This is a genomic window from Caballeronia ptereochthonis (genome assembly GCF_001545075.1).
GTDB lineage: Bacteria > Pseudomonadota > Gammaproteobacteria > Burkholderiales > Burkholderiaceae > Caballeronia > Caballeronia ptereochthonis.
In genome coordinates this window covers 141,052-161,073 of sequence record NZ_FCOB02000017.1, presented here as the reverse complement: position 1 = coordinate 161,073, position 20,022 = coordinate 141,052, and the positions used below count along the sequence as shown (strand labels likewise).

At 64.7% G+C, this 20,022-nt stretch carries 17 protein-coding genes; 11 read left to right on the top strand and 6 right to left on the bottom strand.

What is annotated here, in order from left to right; genetic code table 11:
- Nucleotides 1-634: 634 nt before the first annotated feature.
- The 5 genes from phnS (at nt 635) to AWB83_RS19250 (ending at nt 7,225) form a co-directional block, all read left to right on the top strand.
- A complete protein-coding gene (gene phnS, locus AWB83_RS19270) occupies nt 635-1,708 on the top strand; it encodes a 2-aminoethylphosphonate ABC transporter substrate-binding protein (RefSeq protein WP_087047206.1) in 1,074 nt (357 codons plus the stop codon).
- Nucleotide 1,709: 1 nt separating this feature from the next.
- The gene (phnT, locus tag AWB83_RS19265; protein WP_087047205.1) at nt 1,710-2,771 is read left to right on the top strand and encodes a 2-aminoethylphosphonate ABC transport system ATP-binding subunit PhnT; all 1,062 of its coding nucleotides are present in this window, start codon (nt 1,710-1,712) and stop codon (nt 2,769-2,771) included.
- Nucleotides 2,749-3,678 (top strand): 2-aminoethylphosphonate ABC transporter permease subunit, encoded by a 930-nt coding sequence (phnU, locus tag AWB83_RS19260; RefSeq protein WP_087047204.1) that lies wholly within the window; start codon nt 2,749-2,751, stop codon nt 3,676-3,678. The genes phnT and phnU overlap by 23 nt, the downstream gene beginning before the upstream one ends.
- A 1-nt stretch (nt 3,679) precedes the next feature.
- Nucleotides 3,680-4,492 carry a 2-aminoethylphosphonate ABC transport system, membrane component PhnV gene (gene phnV / locus AWB83_RS19255; protein WP_087047203.1) on the top strand — a complete coding sequence of 271 codons (813 nt, stop codon included), beginning with the start codon at nt 3,680-3,682 and terminating at the stop codon, nt 4,490-4,492.
- 279 nt (nt 4,493-4,771) lie between these two features.
- Complete coding sequence (locus AWB83_RS19250; protein WP_087047233.1) at nt 4,772-7,225, top strand: glycogen/starch/alpha-glucan phosphorylase; 2,454 nt, start codon at nt 4,772-4,774, stop codon at nt 7,223-7,225.
- Between the two features lie 17 nt (nt 7,226-7,242).
- Here the strand turns inward: AWB83_RS19250 and AWB83_RS19245 are convergent, their stop codons facing one another.
- Nucleotides 7,243-7,557 carry a hypothetical protein gene (locus AWB83_RS19245; protein WP_087047202.1) on the bottom strand — a complete coding sequence of 105 codons (315 nt, stop codon included), beginning with the start codon at nt 7,555-7,557 and terminating at the stop codon, nt 7,243-7,245.
- A gap of 104 nt (nt 7,558-7,661) precedes the next feature.
- Nucleotides 7,662-8,072: a DUF6232 family protein gene (locus AWB83_RS19240; protein ID WP_087047201.1), complete on the bottom strand. Its 411-nt coding sequence runs from the start codon at nt 8,070-8,072 to the stop codon at nt 7,662-7,664.
- A 175-nt stretch (nt 8,073-8,247) separates the two neighbouring features.
- Here AWB83_RS19240 and AWB83_RS19235 point away from each other — a divergent pair, with 175 nt between their 5' ends.
- The 4 genes from AWB83_RS19235 to AWB83_RS19220 all read left to right on the top strand — a co-directional run bounded on the left by AWB83_RS19235 (nt 8,248) and on the right by AWB83_RS19220 (nt 13,326).
- The gene (locus tag AWB83_RS19235) at nt 8,248-8,553 is read left to right on the top strand and encodes an ArsR/SmtB family transcription factor (RefSeq protein WP_167389131.1); all 306 of its coding nucleotides are present in this window, start codon (nt 8,248-8,250) and stop codon (nt 8,551-8,553) included.
- A gap of 57 nt (nt 8,554-8,610) precedes the next feature.
- Complete coding sequence (locus tag AWB83_RS19230) at nt 8,611-9,672, top strand: alkene reductase (protein ID WP_087047200.1); 1,062 nt, start codon at nt 8,611-8,613, stop codon at nt 9,670-9,672.
- A gap of 254 nt (nt 9,673-9,926) precedes the next feature.
- Nucleotides 9,927-11,618 (top strand): aspartate-alanine antiporter, encoded by a 1,692-nt coding sequence (gene aspT / locus AWB83_RS19225; protein WP_087047199.1) that lies wholly within the window; start codon nt 9,927-9,929, stop codon nt 11,616-11,618.
- Between the two features lie 55 nt (nt 11,619-11,673).
- Nucleotides 11,674-13,326, top strand: a complete 1,653-nt coding sequence (locus AWB83_RS19220) for a bifunctional aspartate transaminase/aspartate 4-decarboxylase (RefSeq protein ID WP_087047198.1) — start codon at nt 11,674-11,676, stop codon at nt 13,324-13,326.
- A 96-nt stretch (nt 13,327-13,422) separates the two neighbouring features.
- On the opposite strand, the gene AWB83_RS19215 is transcribed toward AWB83_RS19220, so the two are convergent.
- A complete protein-coding gene (locus tag AWB83_RS19215; RefSeq protein WP_087047197.1) occupies nt 13,423-14,598 on the bottom strand; it encodes a porin in 1,176 nt (391 codons plus the stop codon).
- 260 nt (nt 14,599-14,858) lie between these two features.
- Between AWB83_RS19215 and AWB83_RS19210 the strand changes: the two genes are divergently transcribed.
- A complete protein-coding gene (locus AWB83_RS19210; RefSeq protein ID WP_087047196.1) occupies nt 14,859-15,227 on the top strand; it encodes a nuclear transport factor 2 family protein in 369 nt (122 codons plus the stop codon).
- 10 nt (nt 15,228-15,237) lie between these two features.
- Here the strand turns inward: AWB83_RS19210 and AWB83_RS19205 are convergent, their stop codons facing one another.
- The 3 genes from AWB83_RS19205 to AWB83_RS19195 all read right to left on the bottom strand — a co-directional run bounded on the left by AWB83_RS19205 (nt 15,238) and on the right by AWB83_RS19195 (nt 19,086).
- A complete protein-coding gene (locus AWB83_RS19205) occupies nt 15,238-16,353 on the bottom strand; it encodes a succinylglutamate desuccinylase/aspartoacylase family protein (protein WP_087047231.1) in 1,116 nt (371 codons plus the stop codon).
- A 207-nt stretch (nt 16,354-16,560) separates the two neighbouring features.
- Nucleotides 16,561-17,355 (bottom strand): ABC transporter substrate-binding protein, encoded by a 795-nt coding sequence (locus AWB83_RS19200; protein WP_087047195.1) that lies wholly within the window; start codon nt 17,353-17,355, stop codon nt 16,561-16,563.
- A gap of 204 nt (nt 17,356-17,559) precedes the next feature.
- A complete protein-coding gene (locus AWB83_RS19195; RefSeq protein ID WP_087047194.1) occupies nt 17,560-19,086 on the bottom strand; it encodes an MDR family MFS transporter in 1,527 nt (508 codons plus the stop codon).
- 150 nt (nt 19,087-19,236) lie between these two features.
- On the opposite strand from AWB83_RS19195, the gene AWB83_RS19190 reads away from it, so the two are divergent.
- The gene (locus tag AWB83_RS19190; RefSeq protein ID WP_087047193.1) at nt 19,237-19,926 is read left to right on the top strand and encodes a TetR/AcrR family transcriptional regulator; all 690 of its coding nucleotides are present in this window, start codon (nt 19,237-19,239) and stop codon (nt 19,924-19,926) included.
- The last annotated feature ends 96 nt before the right edge of the window (nt 19,927-20,022 follow it).

Sequence of the window (20,022 nt, the reverse complement as noted above, 5' to 3'; positions counted from 1 at the left end):
AAGGACTAACGCGCCGTGGCTCGCGCACGGTCTGCCAAATCGCACCACAAAACTGACTGGTTCAGCACCCAATAGCACCGGCCCGCGTCGTGGCCGAAGGGGAAATCGGGTGTGCGCCCGCTTCGTTGCTAACGCTTCCATCTCTCCGCTTCTGCCTAACGACGGTTTCCCTTGCAGACCCTGCGGCAGCGCGTAGCGCTGTGCCGGAACTGTTAGGTGCTGACCAGCACCCTAAACGGACTAGCTCGTCAGACCGTGCGCGGTCCACGCCCGATTAGTCCTTTGAGGGCACTCTTTAGGGGCTGGGCCACGCCGAACCATGACGACGCGTCCGCTTCAAGCACTCCGGGCCAAAGCTGCTTTCTTTGGTTACTTTCTTTGCAGCTGCAAAGAAAGTGACTGCCGCCCCGCACAGGGGCAGTGCTAATAGACCACTAAGAATGCAGGTTCCACGAAAGCGAAACAAGCAATCAACCAAACTCAGCCAAACAAAACCCCAACCCAACATTGGCAAAATGTGCAAATAGTTGGCGAACCGTGGCGCATTCACGTCGATGTCACAGATCTCTGCAATCCTTCGGAGTCGAAGGTCGCGACCGACCTTCATCAATTCCCGACAAGAGAGACCACCACCATGACCCGCGATTTCCGCTTCGTGCGCAACGTGCTGCCGGCGTTCGCCGCCGCCTTCACCCTGCTTGCCGCGATGCCCGTGCATGCCGCCGACGCCGTCGTCCTATACACCGCCGACGGCCTCGAGAACCTGTACAAGGACGTCCTCCCCGCGTTCGAAAAGAAGGAAGGCGTGAAGGTCAACATCGTTACGGCCGGCAGCGGCGAAGTGGTGAACCGCGCGACCGTCGAGAAGGATTCGCCGAAAGCCGACGTGCTCGTCACCCTGCCGCCGTTCATCCAGCAAGCGCAGCAAGGCGGCCTGTTGCAGCCGTATCAGAGCGTGAACTACAAGAACGTCCCCGCGATCGCGAAAGCCCAGGACGGCGCATGGGCCACGTTCGTCAACAACTACTTCTCCTTCGCGATCAATCCCGAAGTCACGAAGAGCGCACCGAAAACCTTCGCCGATCTCCTGCATCCGAACTACTCGGGCAAGATCGCCTACTCGAACCCGGCGACGGCAGGCGACGGCATGGCCGTCATCATCCTGACTTCGGCGCTGATGGGCGAGGACAAGGCCTTCGATTACCTGAAGTCGCTCGAACAAAGCGCCAAGTTCCACACCAAGGGAACCGGCTATCTCGACGTGCTGCTCTCGCGTAACGAGATCGCCTTCGCCAACGGCGACCTGCAGATGGACCTCGACGACGCCGCGAACGGCGGCCTGTCGATCAAGCCGCTCTTCCTCTCGCACAAGGCGGGCGAAGCGCCGACCACGTTCCAGCTTCCGTACGCGATCGGCCTCATCAAGAGCGGACCGAATCAGGCGGCCGGCAAGAAGCTGATCGACTATCTGATGTCGTCGGACGTGCAGTCGAAAGTGCCCGGTATCTACGGCATCCCGGGCCGCACCGACGTACCGCTCGCCGGCAAGAACGGCGAGGCCGTCAAGCAGGCGATCTCCGGCGTCAAGCTGATCCCGGTCGACTGGAACGAAGTCATGCAGAAGAAGGCCGGCTGGACCGAGCGCTGGAAGAACGAAGTGATCGGCAACTCGGGCAAGCAGACCGAAGTCGTCAAGCCGAAGTCGTAACGTGAACGCCATCCCCAAAGAAGTGCCCGGCGTCCATCAGACGCCGGGCGTGCACATCGACCGCCTCACGGTGCGCTTCGGTTCGCGCACCGTCCTCGACGATCTCTCGCTCACGATCGAGCGCGGCGAATTCCTCACCGTGCTCGGCAGAAGCGGCTGCGGCAAGACCACGCTGCTGCGCTTCATCGCGGGCTTCGTCGCGGCCGATGCGCTCGCGGGCACGCTCTCGGTGGCTGGCCGCGATCTCACGCACGTGCCGCCGCATCAGCGCAATCTCGGCTTGCTGTTCCAGAGCTATGCGCTGTTCCCGCATCTGTCGGTGTTCGACAACGTCGCGTTCGGCTTGCGCGCACGCAAGCTGAAGGCCGGCGAGATCGCGCGGCGCGTCGCCGATGCGCTCAAGCTCGTCCAGCTCTCCGATACCGGTCACGTCATGCCCGCGCAGCTTTCCGGCGGCATGCAGCAGCGCGTGGCGCTGGCGCGCGCGCTCGTCATCGAACCGGATGTGCTGCTGCTCGACGAGCCGCTTTCCGCACTCGACGCGAACCTGCGCGCCTCGGTGCGCAGCGAACTGAAGGCGCTGCACGAACGTCTGCCGAATCTGACGATCGTCTGCGTGACGCACGATCAGGACGACGCGCTCGTGCTCTCCGACCGCACGCTGCTGATGCGCGATGGCCGCATCGCGCAGCTCGGTGCGCCGCGCGAGCTGTACGATGCGCCCAACGATGCCTTCGTCGCGCGCTATCTCGGCGCGGCGAACCTTCTTCCGCCGCGCGTGGTGTATCCCGTCGGCGATGTGCGGCACGAGGAACGCGAGCGTCTCGCCTGCATCCGGCCGGAACGCTTCAACATCGTGCCGCTGGGCGAAGGCCCGCTGCACGGCACGATCGCGTCCGTCGAATGGTATGGCGCGGCGCTGTCCATCTCCGTCGCGCTCGATGCGCTGCCCGGCGAGCCGGTGCTCGTGACGACGCAGCGCGGCCACGCGCGCATGCCGGAAAAAGGCACGCGCATCTCTCTTCGTTTCGAGGCTGACGATGTCGTCCTTGTTCGTCCCTGACAGCGTCGCGCGCAACGAACGCGGCATCAGCGACGCCGATCTGTCCGCGCAGTTCGCCGCGCACGCCGCAGAGGCGAGGCGCCGCGAGCGTAAAGGGCAGTGGCATCTGCTCTTCATTCTCGTGTTCGTGCTCGGACCGCTCGTCGTCTATCCGCTCGCGCGGCTCGTGATGTTGAGCGTCACGGGACCGCACGGCTTCACGCTGCATGCGTACGCCGCGTTCTTCGGCAATCCCGAGACGCGCGGCATGATCGGCACCACGCTCGGCATCCTCTTCGCGAGCGCGAGCATCGCCTCGCTGCTTGGCGTCGCGCTCGCGTCGATGCTGTTCTTCAGGCCCTTCGCGGGCGCGCGGCTGCTCACGCGCTTTCTGGAACTGTTCGTCGCGTTTCCGTCGTTCCTCGTCGCGTTCACGCTGATCTTTCTCTATGGCTCGCAAGGCTCGGTGAGCATCGGCTTGCAGCGGCTCTTTTCGCTCGATGCGCCGCCGCTCGATTTCCTCTTCGGCATCGGCGGCGTGATTCTCGCGGAAGTCGTGTTCTATGCGCCGTTCGTCGTGCGCCCGACGCTCGCGTCCTATGCGACGCTCGACATGCGGCTCGTCGAAGCGGCGAAGAGCCTCGGCGCGGATGGCTGGATGGTCGCGACCCGGGTCGTGTTGCCGCTCGCGTGGCCGGGCATCGCGGCGGGCACGATCCTGTGCTTCCTGCTCACGCTGAACGAATTCGGCATTCTGCTCGTGCTCGGCAGCGCCCACTTGATCACCCTGCCAATCGCGATCTACAGCGCCGCGACCGTCGATCTCGATCTGCCGACCGCCGCCGCGGGATCGGTCGTGATGCTGTTGATGTCCCTGTCGCTGTATGCGCTTTATCGGCGCGTCGACCGCCGCTCGGGAGGCCGCTGACATGCAGCTTTCGGCTAGCCCCGGATTCACGCCCGGCGCGTTCCTGCGCATCGCCTTCACAAGTTTCTTCGCGCTCTTGTGCATCTGGCTGTTCGTGCTGCCGGTGATCGTCGTCGCGCTGTCCAGCGTCGCCTCGCACTGGTCCGGGACGATCCTGCCCGACGGCTTCAGCACGCGCTGGTTCGCGCGACTCGGCGCCAGCGATCTCGACGCGGTCACGACCAGTCTCGAAGTCGGCCTGGGCGTCGCGTTCCTCGGCACCGCGCTCGGCTTGTGGCTCGCGCTCGCGCTGGAAGGGCGCGACCGGCGCGGGCTCGGCGCGCTCGTCGACGCCGTCGCGATGATGGGCAGCGGCGTGCCGAGCGTCGTGCTCGGACTCGCGGTGCTGATCGCCTATCACAAGCGTCCGATCGATCTGTCCGGCTCGGCGGCGATCGTCGTGCTGGTGCAGCTCGCGCTCGTGCTGCCGTTCTGCTATCGCTGCGCCGCGGCCGCGCTGCGTCCGGAATTGACCACGCTGCGCGAAGCCGCCGCGAGCCTCGGCGCGCCGCCGCGCATGGTGCTGATACGCGTCGTATTGCCGCAACTCGTGCCCGCCGTGCGCGCGAGTCTCGCGCTCGGCTTCGCGCTCTCGCTCGGCGAGCTGGGCGCGACGCTGACCGTCTATCCGCCCGGCTTCGCGACGGTGCCGATCGTCGTCGTGGGGCAGGTCAATCGCGGCTACTATCTGCCGGCGTCCGCGCTCTCGCTGATCCTGCTGGGCGTGTCGCTCGCCGCGCTTCTGCTGATCGCGGCACGCGCGCCGCGTCGTTGAGTCGCGCGCAAAACATCAGGATGCCGAAGCAAACTGCCGTTCCGTCGAAGCCCCGGCGCCGTGATGTCGGCTCCCGGGGCCTCATTCCGGTGCACGCCCTGTCATACCAAAAAAAATAAAACTGGCGTAACCTGCACATTCAGGCGCGACCGCGCCCGCGCGGATCGGAGCGAAGCGTGTCCTATGCGGTCTCATGCCGAACTCCAGGCATGACCGAAGGAAATCCCCGTGGGGATGCTTTCGCGGTCGTTGCATATGTTGCAAAAACCGGAGGTTTCGATGACATCCGTCGACCTGGAATTCGACCAGCTCAATAGCACCGTCGAAGCGCTCAGGCGCTCCATCTCGAACCGCCTCATGTATGGCGTAGGCAAGGATGCGGTCACCGCGCAGCCGCGCGACTGGCTCCATGCCGCCGAACTGGCGGTGCGCGACCGCCTCGTCGCGCGCTGGATGCGCACCACGAGGCTGCAGTACGAACAGGACGTGAAACGCGTCTACTACCTGTCGATGGAGTTCCTCATCGGCAGAACCTTTACGAACGCGCTCCTCGCGCTTGGCATCTACGACGAGGTGCGGGACGCCCTCGCCGGGCTCGGCGTGGATCTCGCGGCGCTGGAGGACCTGGAGCCCGACGCCGCGCTCGGCAACGGCGGCCTCGGCCGGCTCGCCGCCTGCTTCCTCGATTCGATGGCGACCGTCGGCGTGCCGGGATTCGGCTACGGCATTCGCTACGAGTACGGCATGTTCCGGCAGACGATCGTCGACGGCAATCAGGTGGAAATGCCCGATTACTGGCTGCGCGCGGGCAATCCGTGGGAGTTTCCGCGGCCCGAGGTCGTGTACACCGTGCATTTCGGCGGCCGCACCGTGCAGCACGACGACCGCACCGACTGGATCGACACCGAGCACGTCAACGCGATGGCCTACGACACGGTCATCCCCGGCTTCGCCACGACGGCGACCAACACGCTGCGCCTGTGGTCCGCGCGCGCGACCGACGAGTTCGATCTCTCGGCGTTCAATCAGGGCGACTATCGCCGCGCGGTGGAGGCGAAGAACACGTCCGAGCATGTCTCGCGTCTGCTGTATCCCGATGACTCGACGCAGGCCGGGCGCGAGCTGCGCCTGCGCCAGGAATACTTCTTCGTCTCCGCGACGATGCAGGACCTGATCCGCCGCTATCAGCGCACGCATACGCATTTCGGGCGGCTCGCGGAGAAGGTCGCGGTGCACCTGAACGACACCCATCCGGTGCTCGCGATTCCGGAACTGATGCGCCTTCTCGTCGACACGCATCGGCTGCCGTGGGACAAGGCGTGGAAGCTCGTGCAGCAGATGTTCTCCTACACGAATCACACCCTGATGCCCGAAGCGCTCGAGACGTGGGATGTCGAGATGCTCGCGCGCCTTCTGCCGCGGCATCTGGAGATCATCTTCGAGATCAACGCGCAGTTCCTCAAGCAGGTCACGGAGAAGTTCGGCCGCGACGTCGATCTGATCCGCCGCATCTCGCTCGTCGACGAATACGGCCAGCGCCGCGTGCGCATGGCGCATCTCGCGATCGTCGCGAGCCACAAGGTGAACGGCGTGTCGAAGCTGCACTCGCAACTGATGGTGCAGAACATCTTCTCCGACTTCGCGCGCATGTATCCGGAGCGCTTCACCAACGTGACCAACGGCATCACGCCGCGCCGCTGGCTCGCGCAGGCGAGCCCGTCGCTTTCGGCGCTGATCGACAAGCGGCTCGGGCCGCGCTGGCGCACCGATCTCTTCGAGCTTGGCCGTCTGCGCGAATGGCGCGACGATCCGGAGTTCTGCAAGGCCTTTCACGATGCGAAGTTCGCCAACAAGCTCCGGCTGGTGGAGCGCGCGAAGCGCGACGCCAACGCGATCATCAATCCCGAGGCGTTGTTCGATCTGCAGGTGAAGCGCATCCACGAGTACAAGCGGCAACTGCTCAACATCCTGTACGTGATCGTGCGTTACAACCGCATCCGCGAGAATCCGGAGAAGGACTGGACGCCGCGCGTGGTGATGTTCGCCGGCAAGGCGGCCTCGGCGTACAAGATGGCGAAGAACATCATCAAGCTCATCAACGAGGTCGCAAAGAAGATCAACGCGGACCCGCTCGTCGGCGATCGCCTGAAGGTCGGCTTCATTCCGAACTACGGCGTGAGCGTGGCGGAGCTCATCATTCCGGCCGCGGATCTGTCAGAGCAGATCTCGATGGCTGGCACCGAGGCGTCGGGCACCGGCAACATGAAGCTCGCGCTGAACGGCGCGCTGACCATCGGCACGCTGGATGGCGCGAACATCGAAATCTGCGATGCCGTGGGGCGCGAGAACATCTTCATCTTCGGGCATTCGACCGACGAGATCGAGTCGCTGCGCGCGGCGGGGTATCGGCCGCGGCATATTTACGAGGAGAATCCGGAGCTCAAGCTCGCGCTCGACCAGATCCGCCTCGGGCATTTCTCGTCCGAAGAGCCGCACCGCTTCTACGACATCTTCCACACGCTCGTGGACTGGGGCGACCACTACATGGTGCTCGCCGACTTCGACAGCTTCGACAAGACGCAGACCGAAGCCGACCTCAAGTTCCGCGACAAGGAGGCGTGGACGAAGAGCGCGATCGAGAACGTCGCGGGCATGGGCATCTTCTCGTCGGATCGCACGATCGCGGAGTATGCGCGCGACATCTGGCACGTCGAGCCGCTGCAAGTCACCTGAACGATGCGCTCAGCCGCTCAGTGCCGCGTGACGCGCGTCACGCGGCCGAGCGTCGCGTTCGGGAAGTGGGCGGTGAGCATGCCGATGACGTCGTTGATGTCGTCGCGATCGGTCTCGACATACAGCGTCGTGCAGTCGTGGAGACGGCTCGTCTGCACGACGTACGCCTGTGTGCCCGCGCCGAACGCATACGCGAGCATTTCGCGCGCGGGTGACGAGTCCAGGCCCGGAACGATCAGATCGAAGGCGACGCAGTGGCGCACTTCGCGGCGATGCGGCGAGCCGCCGTTGAGCGCATGCGGAAGAGCGGGGGAATCGGATGTGCGGTACATCGATGAAAGCCGCTGGCTTGCGGCTCGGAGTGGCAACGCATGCACTCTAGCGCGGCGCGTCTAAAAACCGGGCTAAAGAGCGACGCCGTCGTGTATACGCCGTATCAAGATCGCGCCTGCGGTTTCGCCGCGGCGCCCGCCGCGTGCTTCGCCACCGCTTCGCCCACGAGCGCGGCCACCTTGTCGGCGAATTCCTGATCCTTCGTGATGAGCACTTCGCGTTCGCCGTCGGGTGTCGCGACCATCAGTTGGTAGATGACGTCCTGCGTGATCCACGTGAGATAACCCACCACGACGATCATCACGCCGAGCACGAGCGCCGCGCCGGAGCCGGTCGCAATGCCCGCGCCGAGCGCCACGAGCCCGATCAGCGCGATGCTGACCGGCAGCGGCTTCTGACGGGGAATCCTGATGACGCGCGCGGAGCGCAGGTCGCGCAGCGGAATCATCTGGCCCGAAGCCGACAGGCCGGCGCGCGAGAGCGTGACGCCGCGTTCGTTGAAGGGAGTATCCATAAGCGTTGCGTAGTCTTGTTTGACAGCAGGTGAAACCGGGCAGATTACCAGACCGCGCGGCGCGGCGGCATGTCGCGGGTTGACGTATGCGTGATCGCTTGCATATCGGAAATTTACGATATATACTTCGCGACAAGACGATTCGGTAAGGCCAGGCTTTCCGTTCGTCAGACGCATGAGCACGGAAATGGACATCGACGCAATTCACAAGGCCCTCGCCAACCCTCTTCGCCGCGAGATTCTCGAGTGGCTGAAGGAGCCGGAGCAGCATTTCCCGAACCAGGAATTGCCGGTGTCGCATGGCGTTTGCGCGGGTCAGATCGATGCGCGCTGCGGCATGTCGCAGTCCACCGTTTCCGCGCATCTCGCGACGTTGCACAAAGCCGGGCTCGTCACCACGAAGCGCGTTGGACAGTGGGTGTTCTTCAAGCGCGACGAAGCGGTGATTCAGGCCTTCCGCGATTCCATCGAGAAACTCTGAAGGTTTTTCTTACCGCACGGTGCCGGGCTGCTTTCAATTTCATTAGGACACCAATTCATGTCGATACTATTCGATCCGCTCAAGGTAGGCGCACTCACGCTCAAGAACCGCATCGTCATGGCGCCACTCACGCGTCAGCGCGCGGGCGTCGAGCGCGTGCCGAACGCGCTGATGGCGCAGTACTACGCTGACCGCGCATCGGCCGGTCTGATTCTCAGCGAGGCGACCTCGGTCACGCCGCAAGGCGTCGGCTATGCCGATACGCCGGGCATCTGGTCCGACAAGCAGGTCGAAGGCTGGAAGCTCGTGACGAAGGCCGTGCACGACGCGGGCGGCAAGATCATGCTGCAACTGTGGCACGTGGGCCGCATTTCGGACCCGGTGTTCCTGGACGGCGAACTGCCGGTCGCGCCGAGCGCGATCGCGGCGGGCGGTCACGTGAGCCTCGTGCGTCCGCAGCGTCCGTTCGTGACGCCGCGCGCGCTCGAGCTCGATGAAATCGCCGGCGTGGTGGCCGCGTTCAGGAAGGGCGCGGAGAACGCGAAGCGCGCGGGCTTCGACGGCGTGGAAGTGCACGGCGCGAACGGCTATCTGCTCGACCAGTTCCTGCAGGACAGCACCAACAAGCGCACGGATGCGTATGGCGGTCCGATCGAGAATCGCGCGCGGCTCTTGCTCGAAGTGGTCGATGCATGTATCGACGTGTGGGGCGCGGATCGGGTCGGCGTGCATCTCGCGCCGCGCGCGGACTCGCACACGATGGGCGACAGCGATCGCGCCGCGACCTTCGGCCATGTCGCGCGCGAGCTCGGCAAACGCAAGATCGCATTCATCGCGGCGCGCGAGCATGAGGCTGCGGATAGCCTCGGGCCGCGGTTGAAGAAGGAGTTCGGCGGCGTGTATATCGTCAACGAGGGCTTCTCGAAGGCGAGCGCCGAAGCGATCATCGAGCGTGGCGATGCGGACGCGGTGGCGTGGGGCAAGCCCTTCATCGCGAATGCGGACCTCGTGCGCCGCTTCGAGCGGGATGCGTCGCTCAACGACTGGGATACGTCGACGTTCTATGCGCCGGGCGCGAAGGGCTATACGGACTATCCATTGCTCGAAACGGCGGAGTAAGCGGAGTCGCTTTACGCGAAACAGCAGACAGAACGGCGGCCTCGGCCGCCGTTTTCATATGTGCGCGCCGGCTTGCGCAAAAATGCAGCAGATCTGCGTCGATTGTTGCAATAAAGTAAAGAATCGTCGGGATATAGGTTTCCGCACCCAAGAATCGGTGAATAGTGTATTGCTGAGCGAACAGCCTCCTGGCGCGCTCAGACGTCCGAATCGGCTGCAGCTGATCGAAATCCACCGTACCGAAAGGAGTGCCTATGTCATGGCTCACCGCAACGCTGCGCAGCTATCCGGAGATCGCCGTCTTTCTCTCGCTCGGCATCGGCTACTGGGTCGGCGGAAAAAGCTTCAAGGGTTTCAGCCTCGGCGCGGTGACGGCGACCTTGCTTGCCGCCATCGCCATCGGGCAGCTCGGCATCACGATCTCGCCCAACGTCAAATCGGTTTTCTTCCTGATGTTCCTCTTCGCCGTGGGTTACGGCGTGGGCCCGCAATTCGTGCGCGGCATCGCGAAGGACGGCCTGCCGCAGGCGCTCTTCTCGGTGATTCTGTGCGTGCTGTGTCTCGTGGCGCCGTGGATCGCCGCGAAGGTCGCGGGCTATGACGTCGGCTCCGCGGCGGGCCTTTTCGCGGGCTCGCAGACCATCTCGGCATCGATGGGCCTCGCCACCGACGCGATCAATCGCTTGGGCCTGCCGCCCGATCAGGCGAAGGCGCTGCTCGACGCGATGCCCACCGCATACGCGGTTACCTACATCTACGGCACCATCGGCTCCGCGCTGATTCTCGCGATGCTCGGTCCGAAGCTCCTGAACATCGATCTCGTGCAGGCATGCAAGGACTACGAGGCGAAGATGGGCGGCTCGGGAGAAATAGGCGGCGCGGGCCTCGCGTGGCATCAGTTCACGCTGCGCGCGTATCGCGTGCCGGAGGGCGGGCGCGCGGCGGGGCTGACGGTGGCGCAGACGGAAGCGCTCGAACCGGCGGGGGCGCGCCTCTTCATCGAACGCATCCGGCGCGACGGCAAGATCCAGGAAGCGAAGATCGACGACGTCCTCCAGGCCGGCGATGTCGTCGCGGTCGCGGGGCGGCGTGAGCAGCTCGTCGAGATTCTCGGCGGCGTGGTCACCGAAGTCGACGACGCCGAGCTGCTCGCCGTGCCGGTCGAAGGCGTCGACATCTACATCACGAACAAGGAGGTCGAGTCAAAAACGCTCGCCGAGCTCGCGCAGATGCCGGGGGCGCGCGGCGTGTTCATCCGCAGGATCAAGCGCGGCGTGACCGAAACGCCCATTCCCGTGCTGCCGAGCACGAAGCTGCAGCGCGGCGACACCGTCACGCTGATGGGGCGCACGCAGGACACCACGGCGGTCGCGAAGCAGATCGGCGTGATCGACCGGCCGAGCGACGTGGCGGACATGGCGTTCACCGGCCTCGCCATCACGCTCGGCGCACTCGTCGGCGCGATCGTGATCCGCGCCGGCGGCATTCCGATCACGCTGTCCACGGCGGGCGGCGCGCTGATCGCGGGCATCGTGTTCGGCTGGCTGCGCGCCGTTCATCCGACCTTCGGACGCATTCCGGCGCCGACGCTCTGGTTCATGAACTCCGTCGGGCTGAACGTGTTCATCGCGGTAGTGGGCATCACGGCGGGGCCGGGCTTCGTCGCCGGCTTGCAGAAGCTCGGCGTGAGCCTCTTTCTGTGGGGCATCTTCGCGTCGTCGGTCCCGCTCATCATCGGCATGTATATCGCCAAATATGTGTTCAGGTTCGACCCCGCGCTCCTGCTGGGCATCTGCGCGGGCGCGCGCACCACGACCGCCGCGCTCGGCATGCTCTGCGACACGGCGAAAAGCCAGGTGCCCGGGCTCGGCTATACGGTCACTTACGCGGTCGGCAATACGCTGCTGACGATCTGGGGGATGGTGATGGTCATGCTTCTCAGCTGACGCGCACGGTCTCACTGCATCGAACCTTGTTTCTCATTTTCCCTGGAGGTGTTGGATGGCAAAGTCCTCGAAATCTGCTTCGGACGATCGCGCCGCCATGGCGACGCTCAGCCCGTTCGAACTGAAGGACGAACTCATCAAGGCGGCGGGCGGCGGCGTGGTCGAGCGCCCGGCGAACCTCGCGATGCTCAACGCGGGGCGCGGCAATCCGAACTTTCTCGCGACGATCCCGCGTCACGGCTTCTGGCAACTGGGCCTCTTCGCCATGCGCGAGTCGGAGCGTTCGTTCGCGTACATGCCGGAAGGCATCGGCGGCTTTCCGAAGCGGGAAGGGATCGAAGAGCGCTTCGAGATATTCGCGCGCGAGAGCAAGGGCACGCCCGGAATCTCTTTTCTAGTGGGCGCCGTGTCGTATGTGCGCGATCAGCTCGGCCTGAATGCGGGCGACTTCCTCTACGAGATGTGCGAAGCCATTCTCGCGTGCAACTATCCCGTGCCGGACCGCATGCTGAAGCTCTCGGAGGTGATCGTCGGGGAATACCTGAGGCGCGAGATGATCGGCAAGTATCCGTTCGTCGGCGAATTCGACATCTTCGCGGTCGAAGGCGGCACCGCGGCGATGACCTACATCTTCAACACGCTGCGCGAGAACTTCCTCATCAGGCCTGGCGACACCATCGCGCTCGGCACGCCGATCTTCACGCCGTACATCGAGATTCCGCGTCTGAACGACTACAAGCTCAACGTCGTCAATCTCGAAGCGGACGTCTCCAACGGCTGGCAATACTCGAAGAAGGAGCTCGACAAGCTGCGCGATCCCAAGGTGAAGGCGTTCTTCCTCGTGAACCCGAGCAATCCGCCGTCCGTGAAGATGGACACGGAGAGCCTCGAATACATCGCGAGCATCGTGGAGGAGCGGCCCGATCTGATCCTCCTGACCGACGATGTGTATGGCACCTTCGCCGACGATTTCGTGTCGCTCTTCGGGCTGTGTCCGAAGAACACGATTCTCGTCTACTCCTACTCGAAATACTTCGGCGCGACAGGCTGGCGCCTGGGCACCATCGCGACGCATCGCGACAACGTGCTGGACCGCAAGCTCGCCGCGCTGCCGAAGGAGCAGAAGGCGCAGCTTCACGAACGTTACGAATCCATCACGACGGAGCCCGACAAGCTCAAGTTCATCGATCGCCTGGTGGCGGACAGCCGCACGGTCGCGCTCAATCACACGGCAGGCTTGTCGACGCCGCAGCAGGTGCAGATGGTGCTGTTCTCGCTCTTCTCGCTGATGGACACGCCCGACGCGTACAAGAACGCGCTCAAGCGCCTGATCCGCAGCCGCAAGGCGGCGCTGTATCGCGAGATCGGCATCGCGCTCGAGGAAGAGGACGAAAATCAGGTCGACTACTACACGATCCTCGACATGGAATATCTCGGCGAGCGCAGGCATGGCCGCGAGCTCGTGGACTGGGTCATCAAGAACACCGAGCCTTCGGAAATACTCTTCCGGCTAGCGAAGGAAGCGCGCGTCGTGCTGTTGCCGGGGCGCGGCTTCGGCACGCAGCATCCCTCGGGGCGCGTGTCGCTCGCCAATCTGAACGAGAGCGACTACATGCAGATCGGCCGCGCGATCCGCAAGCTGATGGACGAGTACATCGAGCGCTTCAACGCGCAGTCGGGCAAGAAGTCCGACAAGAAAGGGAAGTGATCGCGTGAAGCGAAAAAAATCGGGCCGCGGAAAGCGGCCCGGTTCGTTTCGCCCGCCGGGCGTTCCGCGTGGAGACGCCCGGCGATGCAACGATGCTCAGAATTTATGGCGGATGCCGACGCGGAACGCGAGCTGATTGTCCTCGCCCACGCCCGAGGTGCCGAAGTAGCTCGTCGACGAGCCGATCTGCGCCTGGTTCTCCACGCCGTTGTTCGAGCCCGACGCCTTCTGGTACACCGCCAGCGCGTACACGTCGGTGCGCTTCGAGAGCGCGTAATCGACGCTCGCGTCGATCTGGTGCCAGTGGCCCTTGAAGTTGTCCGTGAGGCTCATGTACGAGTAGCCGAGGCCGGCCGTCAGCGCCGACGTGAAGGCGTACTTGCCGCCGATGTCGAACGCGTTGAGCTTGGAGCTCGCGCCCGTGATCGGTTCGAAGCGCGTGTTGGTCCAGAGGCCGAAGATGGTCGCCGAGCCGAGCGTGTAGTTCGCGCCCACGCCGAACGTGCGCAGGTCCTTCGCGCCGCCCGTCGCGATGTTCGCGATGTTGGTGCTGAACGCCGGCGTCGCCGCGCCCGGATAGTGGATGTCGGTATACGCCGCGCCGATGCCGAACGGACCCGCCTTGTAGTTCAGGCCGAAGCTGTATGCGCGCGACGAGCCCGCGACCGTGGTCGTGCCGACCGTCGTATTCGGTGCGCCCGCGAATGCGCCGGCCTGGTTCGAGAAGCCGTACATCGCGCCGAAGGTCACGCCGTAGAAGCTCGCGCTGCTGAACTTGACCGAGTTGTTGATGCGGCTCGAGGTCAGCTGGTCGACGTCGTTGATGTGGTACGCGTAGTTGCCCGCGACGGTCTGCCCGCCGATCGAGTAGTTGCCGCCGAGGTAATCGGTCGAGAACGAGTACTGACGGCCGAACGTGAGCGAGCCGACGTCGTTCTTCGCGAGACCGACGAACGCCTGACGGCCGAATTCCGCGCCGCCCTGGCCGAGCGTGCCGTTGCCGCTGTTGAAACCGTTCTCCAACGTGAAGATCGCCTTGAGGCCGCCGCCCAGATCCTCAGCGCCCTTGATGCCCCAGCGGCTGCCTTGCGCCACGCCGTCGTCGTACTTCCAGAGGGAATCGCTGCCGCCGGTCCGTGCGGCGTTGTTGGCGTAGCTGATACCGGCGTCGATGATGCCGTACAGCGTGACGCTGCTTTGTGCGTGCGCGGAGGTGGCGGCGAGGACGGCAAATGCGGCGAGCGCGGCGGTCGCCAAGAGATTCTTCTTCAAAACAAGCTCCGTGAGGTAGATATCGCGGTGTGGTGTTGACGGTGTCGGCGTTGCGTCGCGCTCTGACGGCGCGTGTCGGCGACGGGCGCAAATGTAGCGTTCGCTAAAGAAAGAAATGTGACAGTGCTTTCAGATGGCTTGCGGTGTGTCGCGCGTGCAACAGGGCTAGCGCAAGCCGTCGGCTTGTGCGCTGGTGCGCGCGTGCGCGGCATCGGGGGACGCACGGTATGCTTGCGTTTCGATGACACGCGAGCGAGATCATGGACGAGACAGGAATCCGCGAACTGGAGGAGCGCCTGAAGAAGGCGATGGTGGCGTCGGACGTCGAGGCGCTGGACGCGCTATTGGCCGACGACCTCAGCTTCGTGGATGCGACCGGAAAGGTCTGGACGAAAGCGGACGACCTGAACGGGCATCGCTATGGCATGCAGCGCATCGAGAAGCTCGATGTCGAGGAGCAGAGCGTGCGCGTATATGGATCGTTCGCCGTGACGGTGACGCGCGTGGCGATTTCGGGGACGTTCGCCGGCGCCCCGTTCTCGGGCAGCCTGCGCTACACGCGAACCTGGGGCGATATCAACGGAACGTGGCGCGTCGTGGCCGCGCAGTGCGGCCTCGCGCCTTTCTGACAGAAGTGATTTACGCCGACAGCAGCGACCCCGTGCGATAGGCCTTCGCGCCCGCGATGCGCGCGACTTCGAGCCCCGCCGTCGCGAAGCGCGTGATGTGCCGCGCGTACATCACGCCCGAGGTCGTGCACTTGAGCGTGGTGACGGTGTCGGTGAGCGGATCGACGACATCGGCGATCGGCTCGCCCGCCTCGACGAACGCGCCCACTTGCGCGCGGAACACGAGCACGCCCGACGCCGGAGCGACGATTGGCTCCGCGCCCGCGAGCGGCGTCGCGGGGTAGGCGAGCGGCGGCTGCTCCGGCACCGGCGCATCGATCACGCCGCGCTGGATCAGATAGTTGACGATGGCCTGCGCGTCCTTCTCGGCGAGCGCGTAGGACACGTCGTGCTGGCTGCGCAACTCCACCGTCACCGAGATGCCGCCGTTCGGAATCGGGAAACGCTCGCCGTAGCGCTGGCGCAGATCCGACCAGCAGAAGCTGTGAATCTCGTCGAACGGATTGCCGACCGAATTGAGCGCCAGCAGCGATGCCTTCGCGTCGAGATAGCGTGCGAGCGGCTCCACTTCGTCCCAGATGTCCGGATTCGTGTAGAGATGCAGCGCGGCGTCGAGATCGCAGTGCAGGTCGAGCACGACATCGGCGTCATAGGAGAGCTTCTGCAGCGCGAGGCGTTGCGATTCGAGCTCGGTGTGCGGCGTCTGCTCGTCGAGCGCTTCCTTCATTGCGGCGCGCACGGCGAGCTTGTTCGCCTCGGCGTCCTTTCCGAGACGCGCCTCGATGCGCGGTGCGATCAGCGCGGCGAGATCGTAGAAGTTGCGGTTGAAGTTGTGGCCGCTGTTGGTCTCGAAGCGGCCCATCAGCGTGCCGTGCAGATGCTGGGAGAGCCCGATGGGATTCGGCACCGGCACGATCACCACTTCGCCGCGCAGCTTGCCCGCCGCCTCGAATTCGGCGAGCTGGCGGCGCAGGCGCCACGCGACGAGCATGCCGGGCAGCTCGTCCGCATGCAGCGACGACTGGATATAGATTTTCTGGCCGCCGCCGGGGCCGTAGTGAAAGCTCGTGATGTTGCGGGAGGTGCCGAGCGTCGGCGGAATCAAGGGATGATTTCTGGTTTGCATGTTGGTCGCGCGCACGCGAATGCGCGGGTCTTGCCTCTGGAAATTGCCGGGCGCCGCGGTGTCTCCTCCGTCGGCGTCCTGTCGGACGTTCGATCTTAGCTGAAATCGGCGCGGCGGGATCCTGATCGCCCGCGCGCCCAAAAAGAAACGGGCTCCGCGCCTTGAGCGCGGAGCCCGTCTTCAGCCGGACCGGCGTTCGGGCGAGGCTTAGCTGCCGTACACGTCGAAGTCGAAGTACTTCTTCTCGAGCTTCTTGTAGGTGCCGTCCTTGATGATGTCGGCGATCGCCTTGTCGATCTTCGCCTTCAGGTCCGTGTCTTCCTTGCGCAGGCCGATGCCCGCGCCGTTGCCGAGGACCTTCGGATCGACGATGTCCTTGCCCGCGAAGTCATAACCCGCGCCGCGCGGCGTCTTCAGGAAGCCGATTTCCGCTTGCACGGCGTCCTGCAGCGCCGCGTCGAGGCGGCCCGAGGTCAGGTCGGCGTAGACCTGGTCCTGGTTCTGGTACGGCGTGACCGTCACGCCCTTCGGCGCCCAGTAGGTTTTCGCGTAGGTTTCCTGGATCGTGCCCTGCTCGACGCCGACGTTCTTGCCCTTCAGGCTTTCAGCCGTCGGCAGGATGTTGCTGCCCTTTTTCGCGACGAGGCGCGTCGGGGTGTTGAAGAGCTTGCTGGAGAAGGCGATCTGCTCGGCGCGTTGCGGCGTCATCGACATCGACGAGAGCACGCCGTCGAACTTCTTCGCCTTGAGCGCGGGGATCATGCCGTCGAAATCGTTCTCCACCCACACGCACTTGGCCTTCAGGCGCGCGCAGATCTCGTTGCCGAGATCGATGTCGAAACCGACCAGCTTGCCGTCGGAACCCTTGGATTCGAAGGGGGGATAGCTTGCGTCGACGCCGAAGCGGATCGTCGAATAGTCCTTCGCAAGCGCCGGTGTGACGGCGGTGAGCGACGTGGCGGCGAGGAGGGACATCGTCAGTGCCGCGAGCAGTTTCTTCACTGTTTTAACTCCAGAAGGTAGTCAGTTTCAGCCCGGAAGGTCTCTATCCGGGCGTCCGGCGCGTCGTTGGGCGCCGGAGCGTGGGCATTCCGCGGATCGTGTCCGCTCAGAATCGGCAGAAGGTTACCAAGCCAAAAATCCTGGAGTGCTAGTGAAAGCCCCGATAGCGGGGGCTTTAGAGCGTTCCCTCGCGTGGGTTCCGGTTCAGCGCTTCCTGAGCGGATGATCCTTCAGGAACCACGACAACGCAAACGCGAGCAGCGCGACGCATGCGGCGACGAGGTAGACCGTGTGCATCGAGCCTGCGAACGCGTGCAAGTAATCGTCCCGCAGCGCGGCCGGCAGATGCGCCACCGCCTGCGGCCCGAGCGACTGCGGCAGTTCCGTGCCCGCCGGCATGAGCGCCTCCAGCCGCCCGCGCAGGCTGTTGCTGAAGATCGCGCCGAACGCCGCCACCCCGACCGAGCCGCCGATCGAGCGGAAGAGCGTCGCGCTGGAGGTGGCCACGCCCATCATCCGGAACTCGACGACGTTCTGCACCGCGAGCACGAGCACCTGCATCACCATGCCGAGCCCGAGGCCGAGCAGTGCCATGTAGACGTTCATGACCGACAGCGGCGTGTCGAGGCTCAGCGTGGAAAGCAGCAGCATCGCGACGGAGACGAGCGCCGTGCCGGCGATCGGGAAGAAGCGATACCTGCCGATCTTGCTGATGATGCGTCCGCTCACGATGGACGACAGCAGCACGCCGCCCATCATCGGCGTGATCTGCAGGCCGGCTTGCGACGGCGTCGAGCCCTTCGCGACCTGCAGATAGAGCGGCAGGAACGTGACCGCGCCGAACAGCGCGCAGCCGACGATGAAGCCGATCAGCCCCGCCAGCACGAAGGTGCGCTCCTTGAAGAGCGAGAGCGGCATGATAGGCTCGGCGGCGAGGCGCTCCTCGTAGACGAAGCCGCCGATGCACACGAGCCCGAGCAGCAGCGTGCACCAGAGCTGCGGCGAGCTCCACGGCAGGATCGTGCCGCCTTCGCTCGTGAAGAGAATGATGCAGGTGAGCGCGGCCGCGAGAAAGCCCGCGCCCATATAGTCCACGCGATGATCGACGTGCGCGGAATGCGGCTTGAACACGAGCTGGATGACCGCGAGCGCGATCACCCCGAGCGGCAGGTTGATGTAGAAGATCCAGCGCCACGACAGATGCTCGACGAGAAAGCCGCCGAGCAGCGGACCGACGACCGTCGCGAGACCGTAGACGCCGCCGAACAGCCCCTGGAAGCGGCCGCGCTCGGCGGGCGGGATGACGTCGGCGATGGCGGCCATCGTGATGACCATGAGGCCGCCGCCGCCGAGTCCTTGCAGGGCGCGCAGCGCGATCAGCTGCGTCATGTTCTGCGCGACGCCGCAGAGGATCGACCCCGCGAGAAAGATCAGGATCGACGCCTGGAGCACGACCTTGCGGCCGAACTGGTCGCCGAACTTGCCATAGAGCGGCACGACGATCGTCGAACTGAGCAGATACGACGTGACGACCCACGACAGGTTCTCGAGGCCGCCGAGATCGCCGACGATGGTCGGCAGCGCGGTCGACACGATGGTCTGATCGAGCGCGCCGAGCAGCATGACGAGGAGCAGCGCCGTGAACAGCAGCCTGACGGGCGGCTTCGCGGCGAGGCCGGCTTCCGCGGGCTCGTTCGAGCCGGCGACGGCGGTTTGATGCAAAGATGTCATTTTGTCCGAGGCGGTTAGGCCGCCGTAAGCAAAGTGAAATGGCGCGGTTCAATCCGGCACGGGCGCAGTGGCCCGTTATCTCAGATGGATTGAAATTAATTAACGTGGAAGTTAATATAATCGTTGACAGTCAGCGGGTCAATTTCCGATATGACGAAAGACGTTGTTGAGACGGGCGCGGGTGTTTCCGGGGATTCGGCGCCGAAGAAGCAGCCCGGCCGCCGTCCCGGCCGTCCGAGCGGAGCGCACGGCGAGCACGCGCGCGCGCAACTGCTCGATATCGCGCTGGAGTTGTTCGCGCGGCAGGGTATCGCCGAGACGACGCTCGGCGCGATCGCGCGCGAGGCGGGCGTCACGCCGGCGATGGTTCACTATTACTTCAAGACGCGCGATCAACTGCTCGACATGCTGATCGACGAGCGTTTCGTGCCTTTGCGCGCCGAGCTCGCGCGCGTGTTCAACGATCCGGCGTCGGAGCCCGTCGATACCCTGCGCGCGTTCGTCGAAACGCTCGTCACGACGGTCGATCAATATCCGTGGTTCGCGGCGCTATGGGTGCGCGAGATGATCAGCGAAGGCGGGCTCCTGCGCCAGCGCATGGCGGAGCGCTTCGGCGACCAGCACAAGGAGCGCGCGATCGAGCGCATCGCGGAATGGCAGAAGCAAGGGAAGCTGAATCCGGCGCTGGAGCCGTCGCTCGTGTTCGCGTCGCTGTTCGGGCTGACGGTGTTTCCGCTCGCGACGTCGCGCTGGCGCGGGGAGGGCGAGCGCGCGCTCAGCACGGGGCAGCTGGCGCGGCACGTCGTGGCGTTGCTGATGAACGGGATCCGGCCTTTTTGACGCGGCGCAGGCATTCGGAAGATTACCCACCCGGTTAAAATTCGTCCCTCGTTTCGCGCGAGCACGCCGACTGTCGCGTGCCGCGCAATCCGCAAC